General features: G+C 70.9%; 18 protein-coding genes. 10 read left to right on the top strand and 8 right to left on the bottom strand.

Going from position 1 to position 20,476, the window contains the following annotated elements:
* Positions 1 to 19: 19 nt before the first annotated feature.
* Complete coding sequence (locus F1C12_RS01745; protein WP_185277163.1) at positions 20 to 964, bottom strand: proteasome assembly chaperone family protein; 945 nt, start codon at positions 962 to 964, stop codon at positions 20 to 22.
* Between the two features lie 119 nt (positions 965 to 1,083).
* Between F1C12_RS01745 and F1C12_RS01740 the strand changes: the two genes are divergently transcribed.
* From F1C12_RS01740 to sucB, 3 genes are all read left to right on the top strand, one after another.
* Positions 1,084 to 2,565, top strand: coding sequence for a leucyl aminopeptidase (locus F1C12_RS01740; protein ID WP_185277162.1), 1,482 nt, complete (start codon positions 1,084 to 1,086; stop codon positions 2,563 to 2,565).
* Positions 2,566 to 2,669: 104 nt separating this feature from the next.
* Complete coding sequence (gene lpdA, locus F1C12_RS01735; RefSeq protein WP_185277161.1) at positions 2,670 to 4,043, top strand: dihydrolipoyl dehydrogenase; 1,374 nt, start codon at positions 2,670 to 2,672, stop codon at positions 4,041 to 4,043.
* 64 nt (positions 4,044 to 4,107) lie between these two features.
* Positions 4,108 to 5,634 (top strand): 2-oxoglutarate dehydrogenase, E2 component, dihydrolipoamide succinyltransferase, encoded by a 1,527-nt coding sequence (sucB, locus tag F1C12_RS01730; RefSeq protein WP_185277160.1) that lies wholly within the window; start codon positions 4,108 to 4,110, stop codon positions 5,632 to 5,634.
* 116 nt (positions 5,635 to 5,750) lie between these two features.
* On the opposite strand, the gene F1C12_RS01725 is transcribed toward sucB, so the two are convergent.
* Positions 5,751 to 6,476 (bottom strand): hypothetical protein, encoded by a 726-nt coding sequence (locus tag F1C12_RS01725; RefSeq protein ID WP_185277159.1) that lies wholly within the window; start codon positions 6,474 to 6,476, stop codon positions 5,751 to 5,753.
* 466 nt (positions 6,477 to 6,942) lie between these two features.
* Between F1C12_RS01725 and lipB the strand changes: the two genes are divergently transcribed.
* The 3 genes from lipB to F1C12_RS01710 all read left to right on the top strand — a co-directional run bounded on the left by lipB (position 6,943) and on the right by F1C12_RS01710 (position 9,557).
* On the top strand, positions 6,943 to 7,665 hold the full coding sequence (gene lipB, locus F1C12_RS01720; protein ID WP_185277158.1) for a lipoyl(octanoyl) transferase LipB: 723 nt from the start codon (positions 6,943 to 6,945) through the stop codon (positions 7,663 to 7,665).
* A 98-nt stretch (positions 7,666 to 7,763) separates the two neighbouring features.
* Positions 7,764 to 8,726, top strand: coding sequence for a lipoyl synthase (gene lipA, locus F1C12_RS01715; RefSeq protein ID WP_185278720.1), 963 nt, complete (start codon positions 7,764 to 7,766; stop codon positions 8,724 to 8,726).
* Between the two features lie 132 nt (positions 8,727 to 8,858).
* Positions 8,859 to 9,557 (top strand): DUF4191 domain-containing protein, encoded by a 699-nt coding sequence (locus F1C12_RS01710; protein ID WP_185277157.1) that lies wholly within the window; start codon positions 8,859 to 8,861, stop codon positions 9,555 to 9,557.
* A 75-nt stretch (positions 9,558 to 9,632) separates the two neighbouring features.
* Here F1C12_RS01710 and F1C12_RS01705 read toward each other — a convergent pair whose 3' ends face one another.
* Positions 9,633 to 10,811 (bottom strand): low temperature requirement protein A, encoded by a 1,179-nt coding sequence (locus F1C12_RS01705; protein WP_185277156.1) that lies wholly within the window; start codon positions 10,809 to 10,811, stop codon positions 9,633 to 9,635.
* Positions 10,812 to 10,860: 49 nt separating this feature from the next.
* The gene (locus tag F1C12_RS01700; protein WP_185277155.1) at positions 10,861 to 11,286 is read right to left on the bottom strand and encodes an RDD family protein; all 426 of its coding nucleotides are present in this window, start codon (positions 11,284 to 11,286) and stop codon (positions 10,861 to 10,863) included.
* A gap of 173 nt (positions 11,287 to 11,459) precedes the next feature.
* Here F1C12_RS01700 and glnA point away from each other — a divergent pair, with 173 nt between their 5' ends.
* The 3 genes from glnA (at position 11,460) to F1C12_RS01685 (ending at position 14,733) form a co-directional block, all read left to right on the top strand.
* Entirely contained in the window at positions 11,460 to 12,884 is a 1,425-nt protein-coding gene (gene glnA, locus F1C12_RS01695) for a type I glutamate--ammonia ligase (protein WP_185277154.1), read from the top strand.
* Positions 12,885 to 13,028: 144 nt separating this feature from the next.
* Positions 13,029 to 14,126: an acyltransferase family protein gene (locus F1C12_RS01690; protein WP_185277153.1), complete on the top strand. Its 1,098-nt coding sequence runs from the start codon at positions 13,029 to 13,031 to the stop codon at positions 14,124 to 14,126.
* A 97-nt stretch (positions 14,127 to 14,223) separates the two neighbouring features.
* A complete protein-coding gene (locus F1C12_RS01685) occupies positions 14,224 to 14,733 on the top strand; it encodes a hypothetical protein (RefSeq protein WP_185277152.1) in 510 nt (169 codons plus the stop codon).
* A 16-nt stretch (positions 14,734 to 14,749) separates the two neighbouring features.
* Here the strand turns inward: F1C12_RS01685 and F1C12_RS01680 are convergent, their stop codons facing one another.
* Positions 14,750 to 16,081, bottom strand: coding sequence for an LCP family protein (locus F1C12_RS01680; RefSeq protein ID WP_185277151.1), 1,332 nt, complete (start codon positions 16,079 to 16,081; stop codon positions 14,750 to 14,752).
* Between the two features lie 304 nt (positions 16,082 to 16,385).
* Here F1C12_RS01680 and F1C12_RS01675 point away from each other — a divergent pair, with 304 nt between their 5' ends.
* Positions 16,386 to 16,697: a hypothetical protein gene (locus F1C12_RS01675; RefSeq protein WP_185277150.1), complete on the top strand. Its 312-nt coding sequence runs from the start codon at positions 16,386 to 16,388 to the stop codon at positions 16,695 to 16,697.
* A gap of 59 nt (positions 16,698 to 16,756) precedes the next feature.
* On the opposite strand, the gene F1C12_RS01670 is transcribed toward F1C12_RS01675, so the two are convergent.
* The 3 genes from F1C12_RS01670 to F1C12_RS01660 form a co-directional block, all read right to left on the bottom strand.
* Positions 16,757 to 17,041: a HigA family addiction module antitoxin gene (locus tag F1C12_RS01670; protein WP_185277149.1), complete on the bottom strand. Its 285-nt coding sequence runs from the start codon at positions 17,039 to 17,041 to the stop codon at positions 16,757 to 16,759.
* A gap of 25 nt (positions 17,042 to 17,066) precedes the next feature.
* The gene (locus F1C12_RS01665) at positions 17,067 to 17,348 is read right to left on the bottom strand and encodes a type II toxin-antitoxin system RelE/ParE family toxin (RefSeq protein ID WP_185277148.1); all 282 of its coding nucleotides are present in this window, start codon (positions 17,346 to 17,348) and stop codon (positions 17,067 to 17,069) included.
* Between the two features lie 89 nt (positions 17,349 to 17,437).
* A complete protein-coding gene (locus F1C12_RS01660) occupies positions 17,438 to 20,473 on the bottom strand; it encodes a bifunctional [glutamine synthetase] adenylyltransferase/[glutamine synthetase]-adenylyl-L-tyrosine phosphorylase (protein WP_185277147.1) in 3,036 nt (1,011 codons plus the stop codon).
* Positions 20,474 to 20,476: the final 3 nt, after the last annotated feature.

The following is a 20,476-nucleotide window of genomic DNA, read 5'->3' as shown; positions in this document are numbered from 1 at the left end:
GGCCGCCCCGGGGGCCGGGTCAGCGGTCGGCGCGGGGGTTCTCGTCGTCGCCGCGACGGTCGTCGCCGTGCCGGCGGAACGCCAGGAAGTTCTCCAGCTCGGCCGCGATCTCGTCGGCGCTGGGCAACTCGCCGTCGCGGTCGGTCAGCGGCGAGCGCAGCTGGGTGTCCTCCATGTACGTGTCGTGCCGCTCCTCCAGCGTGCCGACCAGCTTGGCGAGCTCGGCGTTGCCCGCGACCTGCTCGTCGATGTTGGCGACGAACTCGCGGTCCTCCTCGCGCAGCCGGTCGGTCGGGAAGATCAGGCCGGTCGCGGCGCTGATGCTCTCCAGTCCCGCGATCGCGGCCGCGGGGTACTCGGTGTCGGCGAGGTAGTGCGGGATGAGCAGCACGAACCCGGCGATCGGGTACGAGAGCTGCTGCAGCCGGTACTCCAGCAGGTGGAGGGCGTTGCCCGGCACCTGCGTCTGCGGCTTCCAGATCGACATCGCCTCGATCAGGTCGGAACGGTTGCCGCTGACGGTCACGCCGATCGGCCGGGTGTGCGGCACGGGCATCGGGATGGAGTGCACCCACGTGACGCTCTTGACCTGGTAGCGCTCGATCAGCCCGAGCACGGCCTCCGTGAACGCCTCCCAGCGGAAGTCGGGCTCGAACCCGGACAGGAAGAGGAACGGCTGGCGCAGCTCGTCGTAGACCAGGTGCAGCTTCAGCGTCGACGGCTGGTAGTCGGCCAGGTGGTCCTGGTCGAAGTAGATGATCGGCCGCCGGGCGCGGTAGTCGAGCAGGATGTCGGCGTCGAAGGTCGCGACGACCTCGCTGTCGAGCGTGCCGAGCAGGTAGGTGCCGAGCTGGCTGACGCCGGAGCCGGCGTCGGCGAACCCGGTGAGCCCCGCGATCAGAGGGAGGCCCTCCGGCACCACCAGTGCCGGGTTCAGCTCGTACAGGTCCGCGGGGTCTCGCATAGATCAACTCTAGGCCGCGCACCCGACCCGGTCGCGGCGCTCGGGGCCGCTCGCAGCACGCCCACAGCGAACAGACAGCGCTCCGCCGCTGCGCGGGACGGAGCGGCTAGGGTCGAGACATGACGCCTCCCGCCCTCAGCCTCTCGCCCGCCCCCTCCTCTTCCGCCGACGTCCTCGTCCTCGCCGCGCGTTCCGGCGCCGATGGCGTGACCGTGCTGTCGGGGTCCGCTCCGGACGGCCTGGGCGATGAGCTGGCGGCGGTCGGCTTCGGCGGAGGCAAGGACGAACTGGTCCGGCTCCCCGGCGCCGCGGGAGGCCCGGGGCTCGCCGTCGTCGGCCTCCCGGAGCCGGTGGACGAGGACGCGCTGCGCTACGCGGCGGGCACGGCGATCCGCCAGCTCGCCGGCACCGCCTCCGTCGCGCTCGACCTGCCGGCGGAGGACGACGCCCGGCTCGGCGCGGTGCTCGAAGGAGCGGCGCTCGGCGCGTACGCCTTCACCGACTACCGGTCCGCGAGCCGTGCCGGCGTCAAGACCCCGGTCGCGACCATCGAGGTCGTCGGCGCATCCGACGCGGGCGACACCCTCGTGGCGCGCGCCCTCGCGGTCTCCGGCGCCGCCGCCCTGGTGAAGGACCTGGTCAACACTCCTCCGATCGACCTCTATCCCGCGTCGTTCGCGTCGCGCGTCGAGGAGGCCGTGGAGGGTCTTCCCGTCACCGTCGAGGTGTGGGACGAGCGCCGGCTGGAGTCCGAGGGCTTCGGCGGCATCCTCGGCGTCGGGCAGGGCTCCGTGCGCCCGCCGCGGCTGGTGAAGGTCGACTACGCGCCGGCCGGCGCCGCGAAGCACCTCGCCCTGGTCGGCAAGGGCATCACCTTCGACTCCGGCGGCCTGTCGCTGAAGCCCGCCTCCGGCATGGTCGGGATGAAGTACGACATGACCGGCGCAGCCACGGTGCTCGCCGTCGCCCTCGCCGCCGCGCGCCTCGCCTTGCCGGTGCGCGTGACCGCCTGGCTGTGCCTGGCCGAGAACATGCCGTCGGGCTCCGCCATCCGCCCGAACGACGTGCTGCGCATGCGCGGCGGCCGCACCGTTGAGGTGCTGAACACCGACGCGGAGGGCCGCCTCGTGCTCGCGGACGGCCTGGTCGCCGCCGGCGAGGAGCACCCGGACGCGATCGTCGACGTCGCCACCCTGACCGGCGCGGCGATGGTCGCGCTCGGCACCCGCTACGCCGCGGTCATGGGCTCCGACGACCTGGTCGGCGACGTCCTCGCCGCGGCGAAGGCCTCCGGCGAGCTGCTCTGGCCGATGCCGCTCGCGAGCGAGCTGCGCGCCACCATCAACTCCGACGTCGCCGACATCGCGAACGCCAACCCGGGCGTCACCGCGGGCGGCATGCTGCTGGCCGGCGTGTTCCTCCAGGAGTTCATCGGCCGCACCGGGGACGAGGACGACGCGCCGCGCATCCCGTGGGCGCACCTGGACATCGCGGGCCCCGCGAAGGGGCCGTCCGCGCCCTACGGCTTCACCGGCAAGGGACCGTCCGCCGTCAGCGTACGTGCGCTCATCCGTTTGGCCGAGGACTTTTCCCAGAGGTAGTAGGGTCGTATGGGCAGGAAAATCCTGCCCATGCAACGCCTGCCCCACGTCATCCCCCCGGGGCAGGATCGTGTCACGAATCCTGATGCGCGAGGAGTAGCTGGGTGTCTGAGCAGAACTTTGACATTGTGGTGCTCGGCGGTGGGAGTGGAGGCTACGCAGCAGCGCTGCGTGCGGCCGAGCTCGGTTTCACCGTCGGCATGATCGAGAAGGACAAGGTCGGCGGCACCTGCCTGCACCGCGGCTGTATCCCGACCAAGGCGCTGCTGCACGCGGCCGAGGTCGCGGACTACTCGCGGGAGTCGGCGAAGTACGGCATCATCACCCAGCTGCAGGGCGTCGACATCAACGGCGTCACCGAGTACCGCCAGAGCATCATCGCCAAGAAGTACAAGGGCCTCCAGGGCCTGGTGAAGGCCCGCGGCATCACCGTCATCGAGGGCGAGGGCAAGCTGACCTCCCCGACGACCGTGCAGGTCGGCGACGACACCATCACGGGCAAGAACGTCATCCTCGCCACCGGCTCCTACTCGCGCAGCCTCCCGGGCCTCGAGATCGGCGGCCGCGTCATCACCAGCGAGCAGGCCCTCGAGCTCGACTTCGTCCCCAAGAAGGTCGCGGTCCTCGGCGGCGGCGTCATCGGCGTCGAGTTCGCCAGCGTCTGGAAGTCCTTCGGCGCCGAGGTCACCATCATCGAGGCCCTCCCGCACCTCGTCCCCAACGAGGACGAGACCATCAGCAAGTCGCTGGAGCGCGCCTTCCGCCGCCGCGGCATCGACTACCGCCTCGGCGTCCGGTTCTCCGGCGTCACCCAGAACGAGAACGGCGTCGTCGTCTCGCTGGAGGACGGCAGCACGGTCGACGCCGAGCTGCTGCTCGTCGCGGTCGGCCGCGGCCCGCTCACGGCCGGCATGGGCTACGACGAGGTCGGCGTCACGCTCGACCGCGGCTTCGTCATCACCGACGAGCGCCTCCAGACCAACATCCCCGGCGTCTACGCCGTCGGCGACATCGTCCCCGGCCTGCAGCTCGCGCACCGCGGCTTCCAGCAGGGCATCTTCGTGGCGGAGGAGATCGCGGGCCTGAACCCGATCGTCGTCCCCGACGTCAACATCCCTAAGGTCACCTACTGCGACCCCGAGGTCGCCTCGATCGGCCTCAGCGAGGCCAAGGCGGCGGAGCAGTACGGCGCCGACGCGATCACGAGCTACGACTACAGCCTGGCCGGCAACGGCAAGAGCGAGATCATCGGCACCAGCGGCACCGTCAAGGTCGTCCGCGTCAACGACGGCCCCGTCGTCGGCGTGCACATGATCGGCGCCCGCGTGGGCGAGCTCATCGGCGAGGCGCAGCTCGCGGTGAACTGGGAGGCGTACCCGGAGGACATCGCCCCGTTCGTGCACACGCACCCGACGCAGAACGAGTCCCTGGGCGAGGCCTTCCTGTACCTCGCGGGCAAGCCGCTGCACACCCTCTAACGCGTCGCCGCGCGAGCGGCTGCAATAAGCTACTGAACGATCAGGTTTTGAAGGAGAAAAGCTCATGAGCGAATCCGTCAGCCTCCCGGCACTCGGCGAGAGTGTCACGGAAGGCACGGTCACCCGCTGGCTGAAGAACGTTGGCGACCGTGTCGAGGTGGACGAGCCCTTGCTCGAAGTCTCGACCGACAAGGTCGACACCGAGATCCCCTCGCCCGTCGCGGGCGTCATCGAGGCGATCCTGGTGCATGAGGACGAGACGGTCGAGGTGGGCACTGCGCTCGTGACGATCGGCGACGGCTCCGGTGCGGGCGAGGCTCCGGCCGCCGCGCCGGAGGCGGAGGCCGCGCCGGCTGCTGAGGCTGCGCCGGCCGAGGCTGAGGCCGCTCCGGCTCCGGCCGCCGAGGCTGCGCCGGCTCCGGCTCAGGAGGCTCCGGCCCCTGCCGCCGAGCCCGCTCCTGCCGCGCCCGTTCAGGAGGCTCCCGCCGCCGCTCCCGCTCCCGCTCCCGCCCCCCCTGCGGAGCCGGCCCCGGCCGCGCCCGTTCAGGAGGCTCCGGCCGCCGCTCCGGCACCGGCCGCTGCCCCGGCTCCCGCCGCTGCTCCGGCTCCGGCCGCTGCCCCGGCTCCCGCTGCTGCTCCGGCCGCCGCTCCGGCTCCCGCCGCCGAGGCTCCTGCGACGTCGGGCGCGCACGCCGGCACCTCCGGCTACGTGACCCCGATCGTCCGCAAGCTCGCCAACGAGCACGGCGTCGACCTGGCTAACGTGACCGGCACCGGTGTCGGCGGTCGCATCCGCAAGGAGGACATCCTCGCCGCCGCCGCTCCGGCCGCAGCCGGGGCTCCCGCCGCCGCCGCCCCCGTGGTCGAGGTCTCCCCGCTCCGCGGCACAACGCAGCAGATGTCGCGTCTGCGCAAGGTCGTCGCCGAGCGCGCCGTCGTCTCGATGCAGTCGACCGCTCAGCTCACCACCGTGGTCGAGGTCGACGTCACCAAGGTCGCCGCCCTGCGCGACCGCGTGAAGGCCGACTTCCTGGCCAAGACCGGCACCAAGCTCTCCTTCCTGCCGTTCTTCGCCCTCGCGGCCGCCGAGGCGCTGAAGGCCTACCCGGTCATCAACGCCACGGTCGACGGCGACAGCATCGTCTACCCGGACCACGAGAACATCTCGATCGCGGTCGACACCGAGCGCGGCCTGCTGACCCCGGTCATCCGCAACGCGTCGGACCTCGACATCGCCGGCCTCGCCGGTGAGATCGCGGACCTCGCCCAGCGCACCCGGGACAACCACCTCAAGCCGGACGAGCTCGCCGGAGGCACGTTCACGCTGACCAACACCGGTTCGCGCGGCGCGCTGTTCGACACCCCGCTCGTGTTCCTCCCGCAGGTCGCGATCCTGGGCACGGGCATCGTCACCAAGAAGCCGGTCGTGATCACGGCCGACGGCACGGACTCCATCGCGATCCGCTCCACGGTGTACCTCGCGCTGTCGTACGACCACCGGATCGTGGACGGCGCCGACGCCGCGCGCTTCCTCGTCGCGGTGAAGAACCGCCTCGAGGGCGGCGCCTTCGAGGGCAGCCTCGGCATCTGAACCGCCTGACGTGACGGCCCGGCTCCCTGTGGAGCCGGGCCGTTCCGCGTTTCCGGCCGCTGTGGTTCCGGCGCGGCAGTTCCGGCGATGCAGTTCCGGCGCTGCGCGAGCGACCGTCAGTCCGGGCCTTGCTGCCCGGGAACCAGCACCAGCACCAGCACCGCCGCCAGCAGCGGAGAGCATGCGACCGCCACCACTTTCGGCCGCGTGGCGACCCAATCGCGCACCGCAGCGACCCCACGAGCGACAGGCCCGTCGCCCAGTACGTCGAACACCCGCTCCAGGACGCCCAGGACATCTCGGCCCGCACTCTCTCCGCGTCGTTCAGCGCGTTGCTCGCCGAGCGCAGCCGCGCGGCCGTCCGCCGGGGTCACTGCCTCGTTCGGATCGCCCCGCGCCCGTGCGTCGGCGACGCGGAGAAGATCACGCTCCGCCCACCGCACCGCGGTCGGGTCGGCCGCCCGCAGCAGTCCCGCGACGACATCCTCCCAACTCCGATGCCTCCGGTCGGTGGCCGCTGCGAGGACGATCGCGCCACGCTCCTCGTCTGCCGCGCAGAGCGAGCGGGCGAGCTCCGCGAACGCATCGACGTCCTCCCCCATCGTCTGCTGATCGAGCTCCCGCAGGCGGTCGACCGCCGTCAGCACCGGGCACCCGTCATCGCGGAACCCGACATCCCCCGGACTCAACCCGACTCCGCCACGACCGCCCGCATGCAGGCCGGACACGCCACGTGCGACCGCTGCGAGCACGGTGACCACCTCGCCCGCGGTCAGCCCGTCGGGCCCGGCGAGCACGTCCTCCAGCGACCCGCGCCCGGGATGCTCCCGCAGCCGCACCACGATCTCGCCCCGGCGCGCCCGAGGGGCGTACGGCGGCGGAAACGACCGAGGCAGGTGCGATGACTCCCCCCAGTCAGGCGACTCCCCCCAGTCAGACGACTCCCCCCGGTCAGGCGGCGGCCCGCTCCGGGACCCCGCGCTCCGCACCGTGAGGACCGCCTCCCCTCGCAACACGCCTCCCGTCACCACCAGTGAGGCCTCGTCCTCCCCCTCCGGCTCTCGCCGGCCGAGCACGATCCAGCCTTCAGCCGCCACGATCGCCGCCGCGCATCTGCCCACATCCACCGCTCTCCTCTTCCGTACCATGCCTCCAGTACACGCCGGAGCGACCATCCCCGGAGACCCCACGGGCACATCCGTGGACAACGCGCTCCCACCCCGAACCTGTGCAGGACTTCAGCCCGATCCACGCGGTCCCTACGCCCGTTTGGACATTTTCTGTACTCAGTCCATTTAGGATGCCTCTATGACGATCTTCGATCTCTCCGGGCTCGGCGGGCAGCACATCCCGTACGACGACGGCCTCACCACGCAGCGTGCGACCCACGCCGCCGTGGCTGCGGGACGCACGCCCGACACCGTCCTCCTGCTCGAGCACGCCTCCGTCTTCACCGCGGGCAAGCGCACCTCCCCCGACGAACGCCCCACCGACGGCACTCCCGTGATCGACGTCGATCGCGGCGGCAAGATCACCTGGCACGGACCGGGACAGCTCGTCGGCTATCCGATCCTCCGGCTGGCCGAGCCGATCGATGTCGTCGGCTACGTCCGCTGGCTCGAAGGCGTCCTCATCGACGTGCTCGTGGAGCTCGGCGTGCCGGGTGAGCGCGTGGAGGGCCGCTCCGGCGTCTGGCTGCCCGGCCATGGCACGACGGCGGACGGACGCCCCGCAGACGAGAAGATCGCCGCCATCGGCATCCGCGTCGCCGAGGGCGTCACCATGCACGGCTTCGCCCTGAACTGCTCCAACAGTCTCGACCCCTACGACACGATCGTCGCGTGCGGCATCCGCGACGCCGGCGTGACCACCATCTCCCGCGTCCTCGGTCGCACCGTCACACCGCAGGACGTCGCTCCACTCATCCAGGCCGCGCTCGACCGCGCGTTGGCCGACCCCGCCACCAGTCCGGTCGCGGCTGCACACGCAGCACAGCCGACCGCCCCGACCGCGACGGAGGCCGCCGCATGACCGCCGAATCCCAGACCGCCGAGCCTGAGACCGCCACGCCCCAGACCGCCGGACCCCAGACCGCCGGCCCCCAGACCGCCGAACCCCAGGGCCGCCGCATGCTCCGCCTGGAGGTGCGCAACGCCCAGACCCCGATCGAGCGCAAGCCCGCCTGGATCAAGACCAAGGCCAAGATGGGCCCCGAGTACCGCCAGCTCCAGAACCTCGTGAAGTCCGAGGAGCTGCACACGGTCTGCCAGGAGGCCGGCTGCCCGAACATCTACGAGTGCTGGGAGGACCGCGAGGCGACGTTCCTCATCGGCGGCTCGCAGTGCACCCGCCGCTGCGATTTCTGCCAGATCGACACCGGCAAGCCCGCCGAGTTCGACCGCGACGAGCCGCGCCGCGTCGGCGAGTCCGTGGCGAAGATGGGCCTGCGCTACTCGACCGTGACCGGCGTCGCGCGCGACGACCTCCCTGACGAAGGCTCGTGGCTGTACGCGGAGACCATCCGCGAGATCCACCGGCAGAGCCCGGGCACCGGCGTGGAGATCCTGGTGCCGGACTTCTCCGGCAACCCCGAGTACCTCGGCGAGGTGTTCTCCGCGAAGCCTGAGGTGTTCGCGCACAACGTCGAGACCGTGCCGCGCATCTTCAAGCGCATCCGGCCGGCGTTCCGCTACGAGCGGTCGCTGGACGTGATCACGCAGGGCCGCCGGGCCGGGCTGATCACCAAGTCGAACCTCATCCTCGGGATGGGAGAGGAACGAGCGGAGATCAGCCAGGCCCTCCGCGACCTCCACGACGCCGGCACCGACATCATCACGATCACGCAGTACCTGCGGCCGAGCCCGCGCCACCTCCCGGTCGCCCGCTGGGTGCACCCGGACGAGTTCGTGGAGCTCAAGCAGGAGGCCGAGGAGATCGGCTTCCTCGGCGTGCTGTCCGGCCCGCTGGTGCGCTCGTCGTACCGGGCCGGGAGGCTGTGGGCGCAGTCGATGCAGGCCAAGGGGCGCGAGGTCCCTGCCGAGCTGCAGCACCTCGCCGACGCGTCGGCCGGCTTCGCGCAGGCCGTCTCCTGAGGCCGGTTCCTTCGCCATTGACCACGCCGATCCGGGAGGCCGCGCGACCGTCTGAGCGCGGCCTCCCGATCGGCGCTACGCCTGCCGTGAACAGGTCATCCGGGGGCCGGGCGAGCCGGTATCCTTGTCTCTATGGCACGTAAGGACAAGTCCACCAAGGAGCCCGGTCGGCTGAAGCAGATGTGGCAGGTCTTCCAGATGACCCGCCGCTACGACGACCGCGCGCTGCTCTACATCGTGGGCGGAATCGTGCTGCCGATCCTCGCGGGCATCGCGATGGCGGTGTTCCTGTCGGGCGGCAACGTCTTCACGATGGTCCTCTGGATCGTCGCGGGCGTCCTGGCCGGCGTGCTCCTCGGCCTCATCATCCTCGGCCGCCGCGCCGAGCGCGCCGCCTACTCGCAGATCGAGGGCCAGCCGGGCGCCGTCGGCGCGGTGCTGCGCAGCTCGCTCAAGCGCAGCTGGCGCGGCTCGGAGATGCCGATCGCCGTCAACGGCAAGACGCAGGACGCGGTCTACCGTGCCACCGGCCGCGGCGGCGTCGTGCTCATCAGCGAGGGCCCGAAGACCCGCACGCAGCGCATGGTCGACGAGGAGCGCCGCAAGATCAACCGCGTGCTGCCGAACGTCCCCGTCACCGTCATCTCGGTCGGACCGGACTCCGACTCGGTGGCGCTGCACAAGGTCCCGCGCACCCTGGCCAAGATCAAGCCGACCCTCACCAAGGCCGAGGTCATCGCGATCAGCAACCGCCTGGCGTCGCTCGAGAACTCGATGCCGATCCCGAAGGGCATCGACCCGATGAAGGTGCGGGCGCAGCGGGCGCGCTGACGTCCGGCCTGATCTTCTTCGACTGACTGCCACACACGGCCGGCCGAACGCACGTCGTCAGCCGCGCGTCCTCCGTCAGCTGCTCGCACGTCTCCGGTACACGGCCTGCTCCGCCACGACCACCAGCGCCAGCACGCCGTTCACCGTCCACGCGACGACCGCTGTCGGCAACACCCCCGCGACCGCCCACAGCACCCCCAGCACGACCGCGCCCACCACGACCGTGAGCGACCACCGCATCCCCGTCGCCCGCCGGAACAGCAGCAGCCCGACTAGGTACACGATCGCGGAGCCGCACAGCAGCCCCGCCGTCCAGGGCGTCGGCACGCCCACCGGCCGCTCCAGCACCAGCCCGTCCGCGACGGCGGAGAGCACGATCCCGAGCACCAGCAGCAGTGGGATGTAGGTGTACGCCGTCTGGGCGATCATCCCGCGCTCGGCCGCCCGCTCGATGTACTCGCTGCCGCCGCGCTGGCTGTGCGAGAAGTAGAGCAGCCAGAGCAGCACGGTCCCCGCGAACGCCGCGAGGAACGCCGCCAGGTGGACGACGTCCAGCGGCGCCGTCGAGAAGGCCGCCCCCGTGACAACGATCGACTCCCCCAGCGCGATGATCAGGAACAGGCTCACCCGCTCGGACAGGTGCGCGCCGGAGATGTTCCAACTGGACAGCGGCGACCTCCCGAGGCCCGGTGTGCAGAAGCGCAGCCGCGGGCCGACGTAGTCGACGGCGAGGGCGATCAGCCAGACGACCAGCCGGGCCTGGTCGGGAAGGAATGCGCCCGCCAGCCACAGCGCGCCCGCCATGGCGTGCCACACGATGATGCGCACGAAGTTCACCGCGTGCTCGGGCCGCGACCGGCCGAACGCGAACAGGGTGAAGCCGGCCCGGCCGAGCTGCATGAGCACGAGGCACACGGCGAAGAGTACGGCGCGGTCGCCGAAGGCCTCCGGGATCGCCGACGCCAGCAGGAGGCCGAGCAGCATCAGCACGACGAACAGCGCCCGCACGGCCCCGCGCTCCGGGTCGAGCCAGCTGGACGCCCAGGTCGTGAACATCCACACCCACCACACGACCATCGCCAGCATGACCGTGTGCAGCAGCGTGAGCGCCGACTGCTCGTGCAGGAGCACGTGCGACACCTGGGTGACCGCGAACACGAACACGAGGTCGAAGAACAGTTCGGTGTACGTCACCCGGTGGGCGCCGGCGCCGTCCGACCGGAGCAGGTCACGGGCGAAGCCGAAGGCGCGCATGGCAGGAGTGTAGCGGCGCGCGTGCGCGGAGAGGCGCGGGCGATGTCCGCTACGCGCGGATGAGGACCGTGCCGGCGACCTTGTCGTGGAAGCCGCGCTGGTCGGAGTCCCAGACCAGCGCCGGGATGACGACGCACAGCAGCACCGTGCGCACCAGCGGCCGCCACACGCCCACCCAGCCGCCGGCGAGCGCGACGACGCGCATCCCGAAGATCCGGTGGCCGATGCTGCCGCCGATGGTCGGGATGAAGACCACCTGCATGAGCGCGAAGATGCCGATGTTCGCCCACGAGTCGTAGTGGAAGAACGCCAGCGAGATCAGCGACGCGAGCGCCCAGTCGACCACGATCGCGCCGAGCCGGCGGCCGAGCCTGCCGACCGAGCGCGGGCCCGCCTCCGGGAGGCCGAGCCGCTCGCCCGGGTAACGGCTGGGGGCGAGGTCGCCGAAGCGGGAGGGCGGGGTGTTCTGCGGCACCCCTCGAGTTTACCGGGCACGGCTGATCGCTCGCCGGGCCGTAGCGGTCGCAAGCAGCCCAGGGCGTAACATGCCGGAAACATTTGCGTCACCGGAGGGAAACGGCCTCCCCCTACCGTGTAGCTTGGGCTGCAGGTGCAGTCCGTCACCGCAAGCCATTGGGAGTCCTCCGTATGTTCCGTGATTCTTCCGAGGTGCTCAAGTACATCAAGGACACCGACGTCAAGTTCCTTGATATCCGCTTCACCGATCTGCCCGGTGTTCAGCAGCACTTCAACATCCCCGCAGCGACCGTCGACGAGGAGTTCTTCTCGGTCGGCCAGCTGTTCGACGGTTCCTCGATCCGCGGTTTCGCGTCGATCCACGAGTCGGACATGCAGCTCATCCCGGATGTCTCGACCGCCTACATCGACCCGTTCCGCGTCGAGCGCACGCTGATCATGGTCTTCGACATCTACAACCCCCGCAACGGCGAGATCTACGCGAAGGACCCGCGTCAGGTCGCCAAGAAGGCGGAGAAGTACCTCGCCTCCACCGGCATCGCGGACACCGCGTTCTTCGCCCCGGAGGCCGAGTTCTACATCTTCGACGACGTGCGCTACGAGGTGAAGCAGAACTCCAGCTTCTACTCCGTGGACTCCGAGGAGGGCGCCTGGAACTCCGGCCGCGTCGAAGAGGGCGGCAACCTCGGCAACAAGACCCCGTACAAGGGCGGCTACTTCCCGGTGAGCCCTGTCGACAAGCAGGCCGACCTGCGCGACGACATCTCGCTGAAGCTGATCGACGCCGGCCTCATCCTGGAGCGCGCGCACCACGAGGTGGGCACCGGCGGCCAGGCCGAGATCAACTACCGCTTCGACACGATGGTCGCCGCGGCGGACGACATCCTGAAGTTCAAGTACATCGTCAAGAACACGGCCGAGCAGTGGGGCAAGACCGCCACGTTCATGCCCAAGCCGCTCTTCGGCGACAACGGCTCGGGCATGCACACCCACCAGTCGCTGTGGAACGACGGCAAGCCGCTGTTCTACGACGAGGCCGGCTACGGCGGCCTGTCCGACATCGCCCGCTGGTACATCGGCGGCCTGCTCAAGCACGCCCCGGCGGTGCTCGCCTTCACGAACCCGACGGTGAACTCGTTCCACCGCCTGGTCCCCGGCTTCGAGGCCCCGGTCAACCTGGTCTACTCGGCCGGCAACCGCTCGGCGTCCATCCGCATCCCGATCACGGGCACCAACCCGAAGGCCAAGCGCATCGAGTTCCGCGCGCCGGACGCCTCGGGCAACCCGTACCTCGCGTTCGCCGCCCAGCTGATGGCCGGCCTCGACGGCATCAAGAACCGCATCGAGCCGCACGAGCCGGTCGACAAGGACCTCTACGAGCTCCCGCCGGAGGAGGCCCGCAACATCCCGCAGGTCCCGGCGTCGCTCGGCGAGGCGCTCGACGCGCTCGAGGCCGACCACGACTTCCTCACCGCGGGCGGCGTGTTCACCCCGGAGCTCATCGAGACCTGGATCGAGTACAAGCGCGAGAAGGAGATCAAGCCCCTCGCGCAGCGCCCGCACCCGTTCGAGTACGAGCTGTACTACGGGGTGTAAGCCTCAGCTGGTCGCGTAAGGGCCGCACCCCTCGGGGGTGCGGCCCTTTCCGCGCCTGCTGGCGCCTTCATCCGTCGCCATATCTTCTGTGTATAGTTTCAATCGCGCATTTCACGACCACGATTGCTGCTACCAGGAGGACTTGTGTCGATCGCACCGACGACCCGCGCGCCGCTCGCGAGCGGCGCGAAGGACCTCAGTATCGAGACCCTCCGCGGTCTCGCCTGCGTGCTGCTGGTCCTGTACCACACGGTGGGCGCCGACCGATCGCTCGGCCTGAAGGTCGAAGACGGCACCCTTCTGCGCTGGCTCACCGACTCGATGCTGTTCCTGCGCATGCCGCTCTTCACCTTCCTCTCCGGCATCGTCTACGCCATGCGGCCCGCCTATGCGCACTGGGGCGGGTTCGTGTCGAAGAAGCTCCGCCGGCTCATGGTCCCGATGTTCTTCGTCGGGACCATCTACCTGCTCGTGAAGCTGGCCATGCCCGAGGAGGTGAACCGTCCCTACGTCCTGCCGATCTGGCAGTGGCACATCGTCATCCCGATCGAGCACTACTGGTACCTCGAGGCCACGCTGGTCCTGTTCGCCATGATCGCGGCCATAGACCACTTCCGGCTCGCGGAGTCCCGCAGAGCGGCCGTCGCCTGGATGATCGGCGCCGCCGCGTTCAGCGCGGTCGTGGGTCCGTTCGTGGCGGAGGTCCGGGTCTTCAGCCTGATGGGCATCGTCTACCTGCTCCCGTTCTTCCTCCTCGGCGTGTTCGCCCGCCGCTTCGACTGGCGGGGAGCGCCCGCTGCCGTGCAGGTGGGTGCCGGTCTGGTCGCGGTCGCGCTGATCGGCGTGTCCCAGCTGGGCGTGGCCGGGGCGATTCCGGACATCCAGGAGCGGTACACGCCGCTCGTGATCCTCTTGAGCGGCGCGGCCTGCCTCACCCTGTTCTCGACGCGTTGGACCTGGCGCCCGCTCGCCTTCGTCGGCGCCTACTCCTACGCGATCTTCCTGCTGCACGTATTCGCGTCCGCCGGCTCGCGCATCGTGTTGATGCGGCTGGGCGTCGACGATACGTACATCCTGCTGGTCGTCGGAATGGTCGCGGCCCTCGGCCTGCCGATACTGGTCCAGGAGGTGTGTGGATACTCGCGCGTCCTTCGGCTCCTCATCCTCGGGCAGGCGTGGCGGGGTCCGGTGAAGCGCCTCCGGCGCACTGCGGCTCCGAGCTCGCTGACGTCGTCGGACTAGCCGGCCGGCGCCTTCGGCTTCAGGTGCGTCACAGCCGCCTCGCCACTACGGTTGTCCGTGTGCCCGCACGGGAGCAGGTGGACGAGGAGGATGTCGGATGGCCGACAGGAACTTGAACGAGGTGCTCGAGGAGGTCGGCGGACGGCTCACCGGACCGTCCTGGATGCGGGTCCGCAGCGACGACCGCGCCGAGTGGTTCGGGCATTTCGTCAGCGGCATCGCCCTCGCGGTCGGGCTCCGGCCGATCGAGCATCTGGACTCCGGAGTGCGCATCGACGGCGCCGGCGTGTTCTCGGCCAAGGTCGTCGTCTTCACGGACAAGACCATCGTGTTCGCCGACGCCGCCGGGCGCAGCACCGAACCCTACGACGTCGAGACGGTCGTCGTGGCGCGGCCGCGCGCCGGGCTCGCCCAGCTGACGATCTCGGACGCGAACTCGGCGTTCCGGCGGGACCTGTTCGATCCGTGGCCGGGCGACTTCACGGTCACCGCCGAGTGGTCGTACGGCACGAAGGTGACCTTCCCGCTGAGCCCGATCGAGACGGACGACCACCGGGCGCGGTTCAGCGCGCTCTACGCGGCGCTGATCGACGCGCTCGGCGACTAGCCGTCACCCCACGCCGCTACTTCACGCAGGGCACTCCCCCGGACGGCAGCGGCGCCGTCGGGTCCGTGTAGGTGCCGTTCGGACCGGCCGGCTTCGACGCGGCCGGCGACGGGGAGGGCGCAGGTGCCGTGGACGTGGGCGACCCGGCGGTCGTGGAGCCGCCGGGGGTCGGAGTGGCGGTCGCACTCGCCGGGTTCAGGAGCTGCTGCACGACCGAGTGGATCTGGTCCGGGTCCACGAGGTTGACGTCCTTGCCGTCCTTCACCCCGTAGCCGGTGATCGGCAGCGTCGTGAAGGTGATGTTGCCTCCCGCCAGGTGCTGCGCCTCCGACGCGAAGCTCAGGAGGTCGAAGCCCGAGTCGAGGGCGATGTTCTGCTTCGCCGCCGAGATCAGGGATTCCAGCGTCGCCGGGTTGGCGAAGGTGTCCGCCTTCTTCAGTTTCGTCGCGAGGGAGACGATGAACGCCTGCTGGCGGCGCTCGCGGTCCAGGTCGGTGAAGTTGAGCGACGGGTTGTTCTCGTCGCGGCGCTGCCGGACGAAGCTCACGGCCTGGGAGGCCGACAGCTGCTGGACGCCCGCCTTGAAGTCGGCGCCGGAGTACGGGTCCTGGGTGTCCTCCGCGATGCACACCGTGACCGGCTGGACCGCCTGGGCCACCTGGTAGAACGCGGCTATCGTGACCTCGATGAAGTGGTCGATCCTTACGCCGCCGAGGAAGTCGGACACGGTCTGCAGCTCGGTCTGGCGCGCGAAGGTCCGGGCCTGCTGGTAGGCGTCGCTCTGGGCCACCCCGGCCTTGGTCAGTTCGGTGAGCTTCTGGTCGAGCGCGAGGCCGTAGGCCTCCTTGATCTTGGACGAGGACACGCCGTCCGGGCTGCCGGACAGCGGCGCGTAGTCGTCGCGCGGGATCGAGATGCCCACGGCCTTCTTGCCGCCCGCCGGGATGTGGATGAGCATCAGCACGTTCGCGTTGTAGCCGCCGTCGGCCCCGCTCCCGGCGTGGAGGGCGTTGTAGACGTCGGCCGGCAGGGCATTGCCGTTCTCGTCCAGCCGGCTGTCGAGGCCCATCACGAGGATGTTGCTCTCTGCGACATCCTTCTTCTTCTCGCCGCCCGGGAGCGTGATGTCCGAGCGGTGCAGGCCGTTCGACAGGTCGATGTAGGAGTAGGCCGCGAACGCGCCGACGGCGACGGCCACGGCGGCGACCGCTCCGACGACCGAGAGCACGATCCGCTTCGTCACGGAGGTCCGGCGGCGCTGGGCGTGGGCGACGTTGCGGCGGAGGGGCTCGGCGGCGCCGCTGTCGCCGGCCGGGAAGGCCGGGTCGGGCTGGCGGGGCGGGGTCATGACGGGTCTCCTCGGGGATTCTCCGGCGGCGCCCTGGTGCGCTGCGGGGCGGGGCGTCGCGGATCGGGTGCGCGGGGTGCGCGGCGGGGGTGCACGGGTTCGGGTGCGCTGCGGGCGTCCCGATCGTCCCACCGAAATCGGCCATGGTCAGCGGGCGCCCGATGAACTCCCAGGAACCGTTGGTGATCGACCGGATGAAAACAATCGCAGGTTGCCCGCGCGCTGTTCCCCCGGCACAGACGCACGACTAGATTCGGTCACGCCCGGGCCACCCGGCCCGCGCCCGAATGGAAAGGACCCGAACATGGCCCGCTACCTCCTCCTCTACCGTGCCGACCCCGAGGCGATGGCCTCGATGCCGGAGCCCACCCCCGAGCAGGCCGAGCAGATGAACGCCGCCTGGAACTCCTGGGCCCAGCAGGTCGGCGCCGGCCTGATCGACTTCGGCGCGCCGACGGCCGCCGTCTCCGAGGGCGCCGACCGCAGCGTCGGCGGCTACACGCTCATCGAGGCCGACGGCGCGGACGCCGTGGAAGGCCTCCTCACCGGCCACCCGCACCGCGCGATGGGCGGCACCATCGACGTCTACGAGCTGACGCCGGTCCCCGGGATGTGACGCCGGGCCGTCCGGGCCCGCGTGCTGTGCGGCGTGCGGGGCCGGACGGTCATCGACCGTCAGCCGGCCAATGGCGCTATCTCATCGAACTCGTCGCTGTGCATGGCGAGCGCGAGCTCGATGTCGTGGTGGGCCTGCAGGTTCAGCCAGAACTCGGCAGTCGTACCGAACGCCCGTGCGAAGCGGAGCGCAGTGTCGGGAGTGATTGCCCGCTTTCCGTTCACGATGTCGCCGATGCGCTGCGCGGGGACGTGGACGGCCTTCGCCAACGCGTACTTGGTGAGCCCGAGTGGGGCCATGAACTCCTCGGAGAGGATCTCCCCCGGGGTGATCGGATCGGTCATCGCGCTACCTCCTTGAGTCTCGTGGTCAGTGATAATCGACGATCTCGACATCGGCCGGACCTCCCTCGGTCCAGGTGAAGCAGATTCGGAACTGGTCGTTGATGCGGATGCTGTATCGCCCGACGCGGTCTCCGCGGAGCTTCTCGAGTCGGTTTCCCGGTGGCACCCGGCAGTCTTCGAGCACCGCTGCCGCGTTGAGCATCGCCAGCTTCCTTCGAGCGATCCGGTGGATATCGGGATGGATTCGCCGGGACGGCAGACCGAGCCAGACTGCCTCGGCGTCGCGGTCGACGAACGATTGGAGCATGGTCAATAGTAACGCGTGTCGTTAATATTGCAAGGCGTTATTAACACGCAGCGTTACTACTGCGAGGCACATGGCCCCGCCGTCGGTCTTCACCCCGTCGGCGTCGGCCGCTGGGGCACCCCGTAGAACGCCCGCTCGAACACCGCTCGCGCGCGCCGCGTCACCGCCAAGTAGTCCTCCTCCAGACGGCTCGCCGAGCCCGGCGGGTACTCCAGGAGGCGGGCGACGCCCTCCAGCGCCACCCGGTCGGCCGGGAGGACGTCGGCCGTCTTGTCGGTCCAGAGCGTCATCGCCGAGCGGGCGCGGGAGGCGAACAGCCAGGCCTCGCGGAGCTTGGCCGCGTCGTCCGGGGCGACCAGGTCGTTGTCGACGGCGACCGCGAGGGCGTCCAGGGTCGACGTAGTGCGGAGGGCCGGGATCTCGGCGGCGCGCTGGAGCTGGATCAGCTGGACGAACCACTCGACGTCGCTCAGGGAGCCGCGGCCGAGCTTCAGGTGGCGGGCCGGGTCGGCGCCCTGCGGGAGGCGCTCGTTCTCGACGCGGGCCTTGATGCGCTTGACCTCGCGGACCTCCTGCTCGCTGATCGCGGCCGGGTAGCGGACCTCGTCGGCCACCGCGTCGAAGTCCGTCAGCAGCGCGGAGTCGCCGGCGACGCCGCGGGCGCGCAGCAGCGCCTGGGCCTCCCAGGTGAGCGACCAGCGCTTGTAGTACGCGCGGTAGGCCTCCAGCGAGCGGACCGGCGGGCCGTTCTTGCCCTCGGGGCGGAGGCCGATGTCGAGGTCGAGCGGGAGGCGGTTGTCCTCGGTCAGCCGGTTGAGGTCGGCGACGATCGCCAGGGCCGCCTTGTGCGCGGCGTCCTGTTCGGCAGCGAGCGGGCGGAAGACATACATGACGTCGAGATCCGAGCCGAAGCCGAGCTCGCGGCCGCCGAACCGGCCCATGCCGATGATCGCGAACTCCAGGTCGGCCGCGTCGCCGCGTTCGGCGCGGATCGCGGACAGCACGCCCTCGATCACGTTCTCGTTGACCGCGGTCAGCCCGCGGGCGAGCTCCTCGATCGTGGCGAAGCCGAGGATCGCCGAGAACGCCAGGCGCAGCACCTCCCGGCGGCGGACCGCCCGCAGCGAGGCGGCCGCGGTGGCCGCGGACTGGTGCCGGCCGAGGATGGCCGCCGTTTCCTCGCGCAGCACCTCGGCCGGGCGCGGGCGCAGCTCCTCCTCCGACTCCAGCCAGGCGACGGACTCCGGGATGCGGCCCAGCAGCTCGCCGGCGAAGCGCGAGCCGGAGAGTACCCGGGTCAGCCGCTCGGCGGCGCCGGTGGAGTCGCGCAGCATCTTCAGGTACCAGTGCGTCGTGCCGAGGTCTTCGCTGAGCCGGCGGAAGGTCAGGAGGCCGTAGTCGGGGTCGGCTCCGGCGGCGAACCACTGCAGCAGCACAGGCAGCAGGTGGCGCTGGATGGTCGCGCGCCGCGAGACGCCCGCGGTGAGCGCGGCGATGTGCGCGAGCGCGCCGCGCGGGTCTCGGAAGCCGATCGCGGCGAGACGGGCCTCGGCCTGCTCGCTGGTCAGCCCGGCTCCGCCGCCCGCTCCCCCGGTCAGGCCCGTCGCGTCGGTGGGCATGGCGGCGACCGCGCTGAGCAGCGGCCGGTAGAACAGCCGCTCGTGGAGGCCGCGCACACGGTGCTTGATCTCGTTCCAGCGCACCAGCAGCTGCTCGGCGCTCGGCGCGAGCCCGGTCGCGCGGGCGAGCACGCGCACGTCGCCCTCGTCGCGCGGCATGAGGTGGGTGCGGCTGAGGTGCCGGAGCTGGAGGCGGTGCTCCATCAGGCGCAGGGTGCGGTAGTCCTGCGAGAAGGCGGCGGCCTCCTCGCGGCCGATGTAGCCCTGGGCGGCCAGCGCGGCGAGGGCGGACAGCGTGTCGCGCTGCCGCACCAGCTCGTCGGTCTGGCCGTGGACGAGCTGGAGCAGCTGGACGGTGAACTCGACGTCGCGCAGGCCGCCCGGCCCGAGCTTCAGCTGGTAATGGGTCTCGTCGTCGGGGATGTTGTCGGTGACGCGCTCGCGCATCCGCTGGACGGACTCCACGAAGTTCTCGCGCGACGCGCTGCTCCACACCTTCGGCGCGAGGGCGGCGACGTAGCGCTCGCCCAGCTCCAGGTCGCCCGCGAGCGGACGCGCCTTGAGCAGCGCCTGGAACTCCCAGCCCTTCGCCCAGCGGTCGTAGTACGCGATGTGCGACTCCAGGGTGCGCACGAGCGCGCCGTCCTTGCCCTCCGGCCGCAGGTTGGGGTCGACCTCCCAGAGGCCCGGCTCGATCGCAGCCTCGTGGATGCCGCGCTGCGTCAGCATGGCCAGCCGGGTGGCGATGTCGACGGCACGGCCGGAGCTGAGCCCGGCCTCCTCGTCGCCCTCGGTGACGTAGATGACGTCGACGTCGCTGACGTAGTTGAGTTCGCGCGCGCCGGCCTTGCCCATCCCGATCACGGCGAACCGGGTGGCGCGCACCTCGGCTTCGGGGAACCGGCCGGGTCCCGTTCCGATGGTCTGCCGCCGGGCGACCGCGAGGGAGGCCTCCAGCGCGGCGGCGGCCAGGTCGGAGAGCGCGGCGGCGACCGCGTCCAGCCCGGCGACCGGGTCGTCCTGTTCGAGGTCGAAGCTGGCGAGCTGCACGAGCCGCCGCCGGTAGCGCACGCGGAGGGCGGTCCGCGCGGCGTCGTCCTCCAGGGCGGCGACGCCGTCCACCGCTCCGACCGCGTCGAGCAGGTCGGCCCGCAGCTCGTCGGCGGTCGGCAGCGCGGTGATCGGATAGTCGAGCGCGCTCAGCTCCGCCGGCTGCCGGAGGAAGAACTCCGCGGCGCCCTCGGACGCTCCGATCACCCGGAACACCCGGCGCGCGTCGTTCCGCGACGGCACGTAGCGCGCGGTCTGCACCGGGGCGTGTCGCAGCAGCCGCAGGGCCAGCGCGAGCGCGGTGTCGGGGTCCGCCGCGGCGGACAGCGCCGGCAGCAGGTCGTCGACGTCGAAGCCGGTCAGCTCGACGAGCTCGTCCAGCTCGCCGCGGACTGAGCTCAGCCCCACGAAACCGGCGCGAGCCAGCGTCGTGAGGGAGAGCTGCTCGCGGGTCACGAC

Origin of the sequence: Leifsonia shinshuensis, assembly GCF_014217625.1 — a bacterium.
In the GTDB taxonomy this organism is placed as follows: Bacteria; Actinomycetota; Actinomycetes; order Actinomycetales; family Microbacteriaceae; genus Leifsonia; species Leifsonia shinshuensis_A.
Note: the sequence above shows the minus strand (reverse complement) of the source record. Positions and strands in the feature narration are given on the sequence as shown.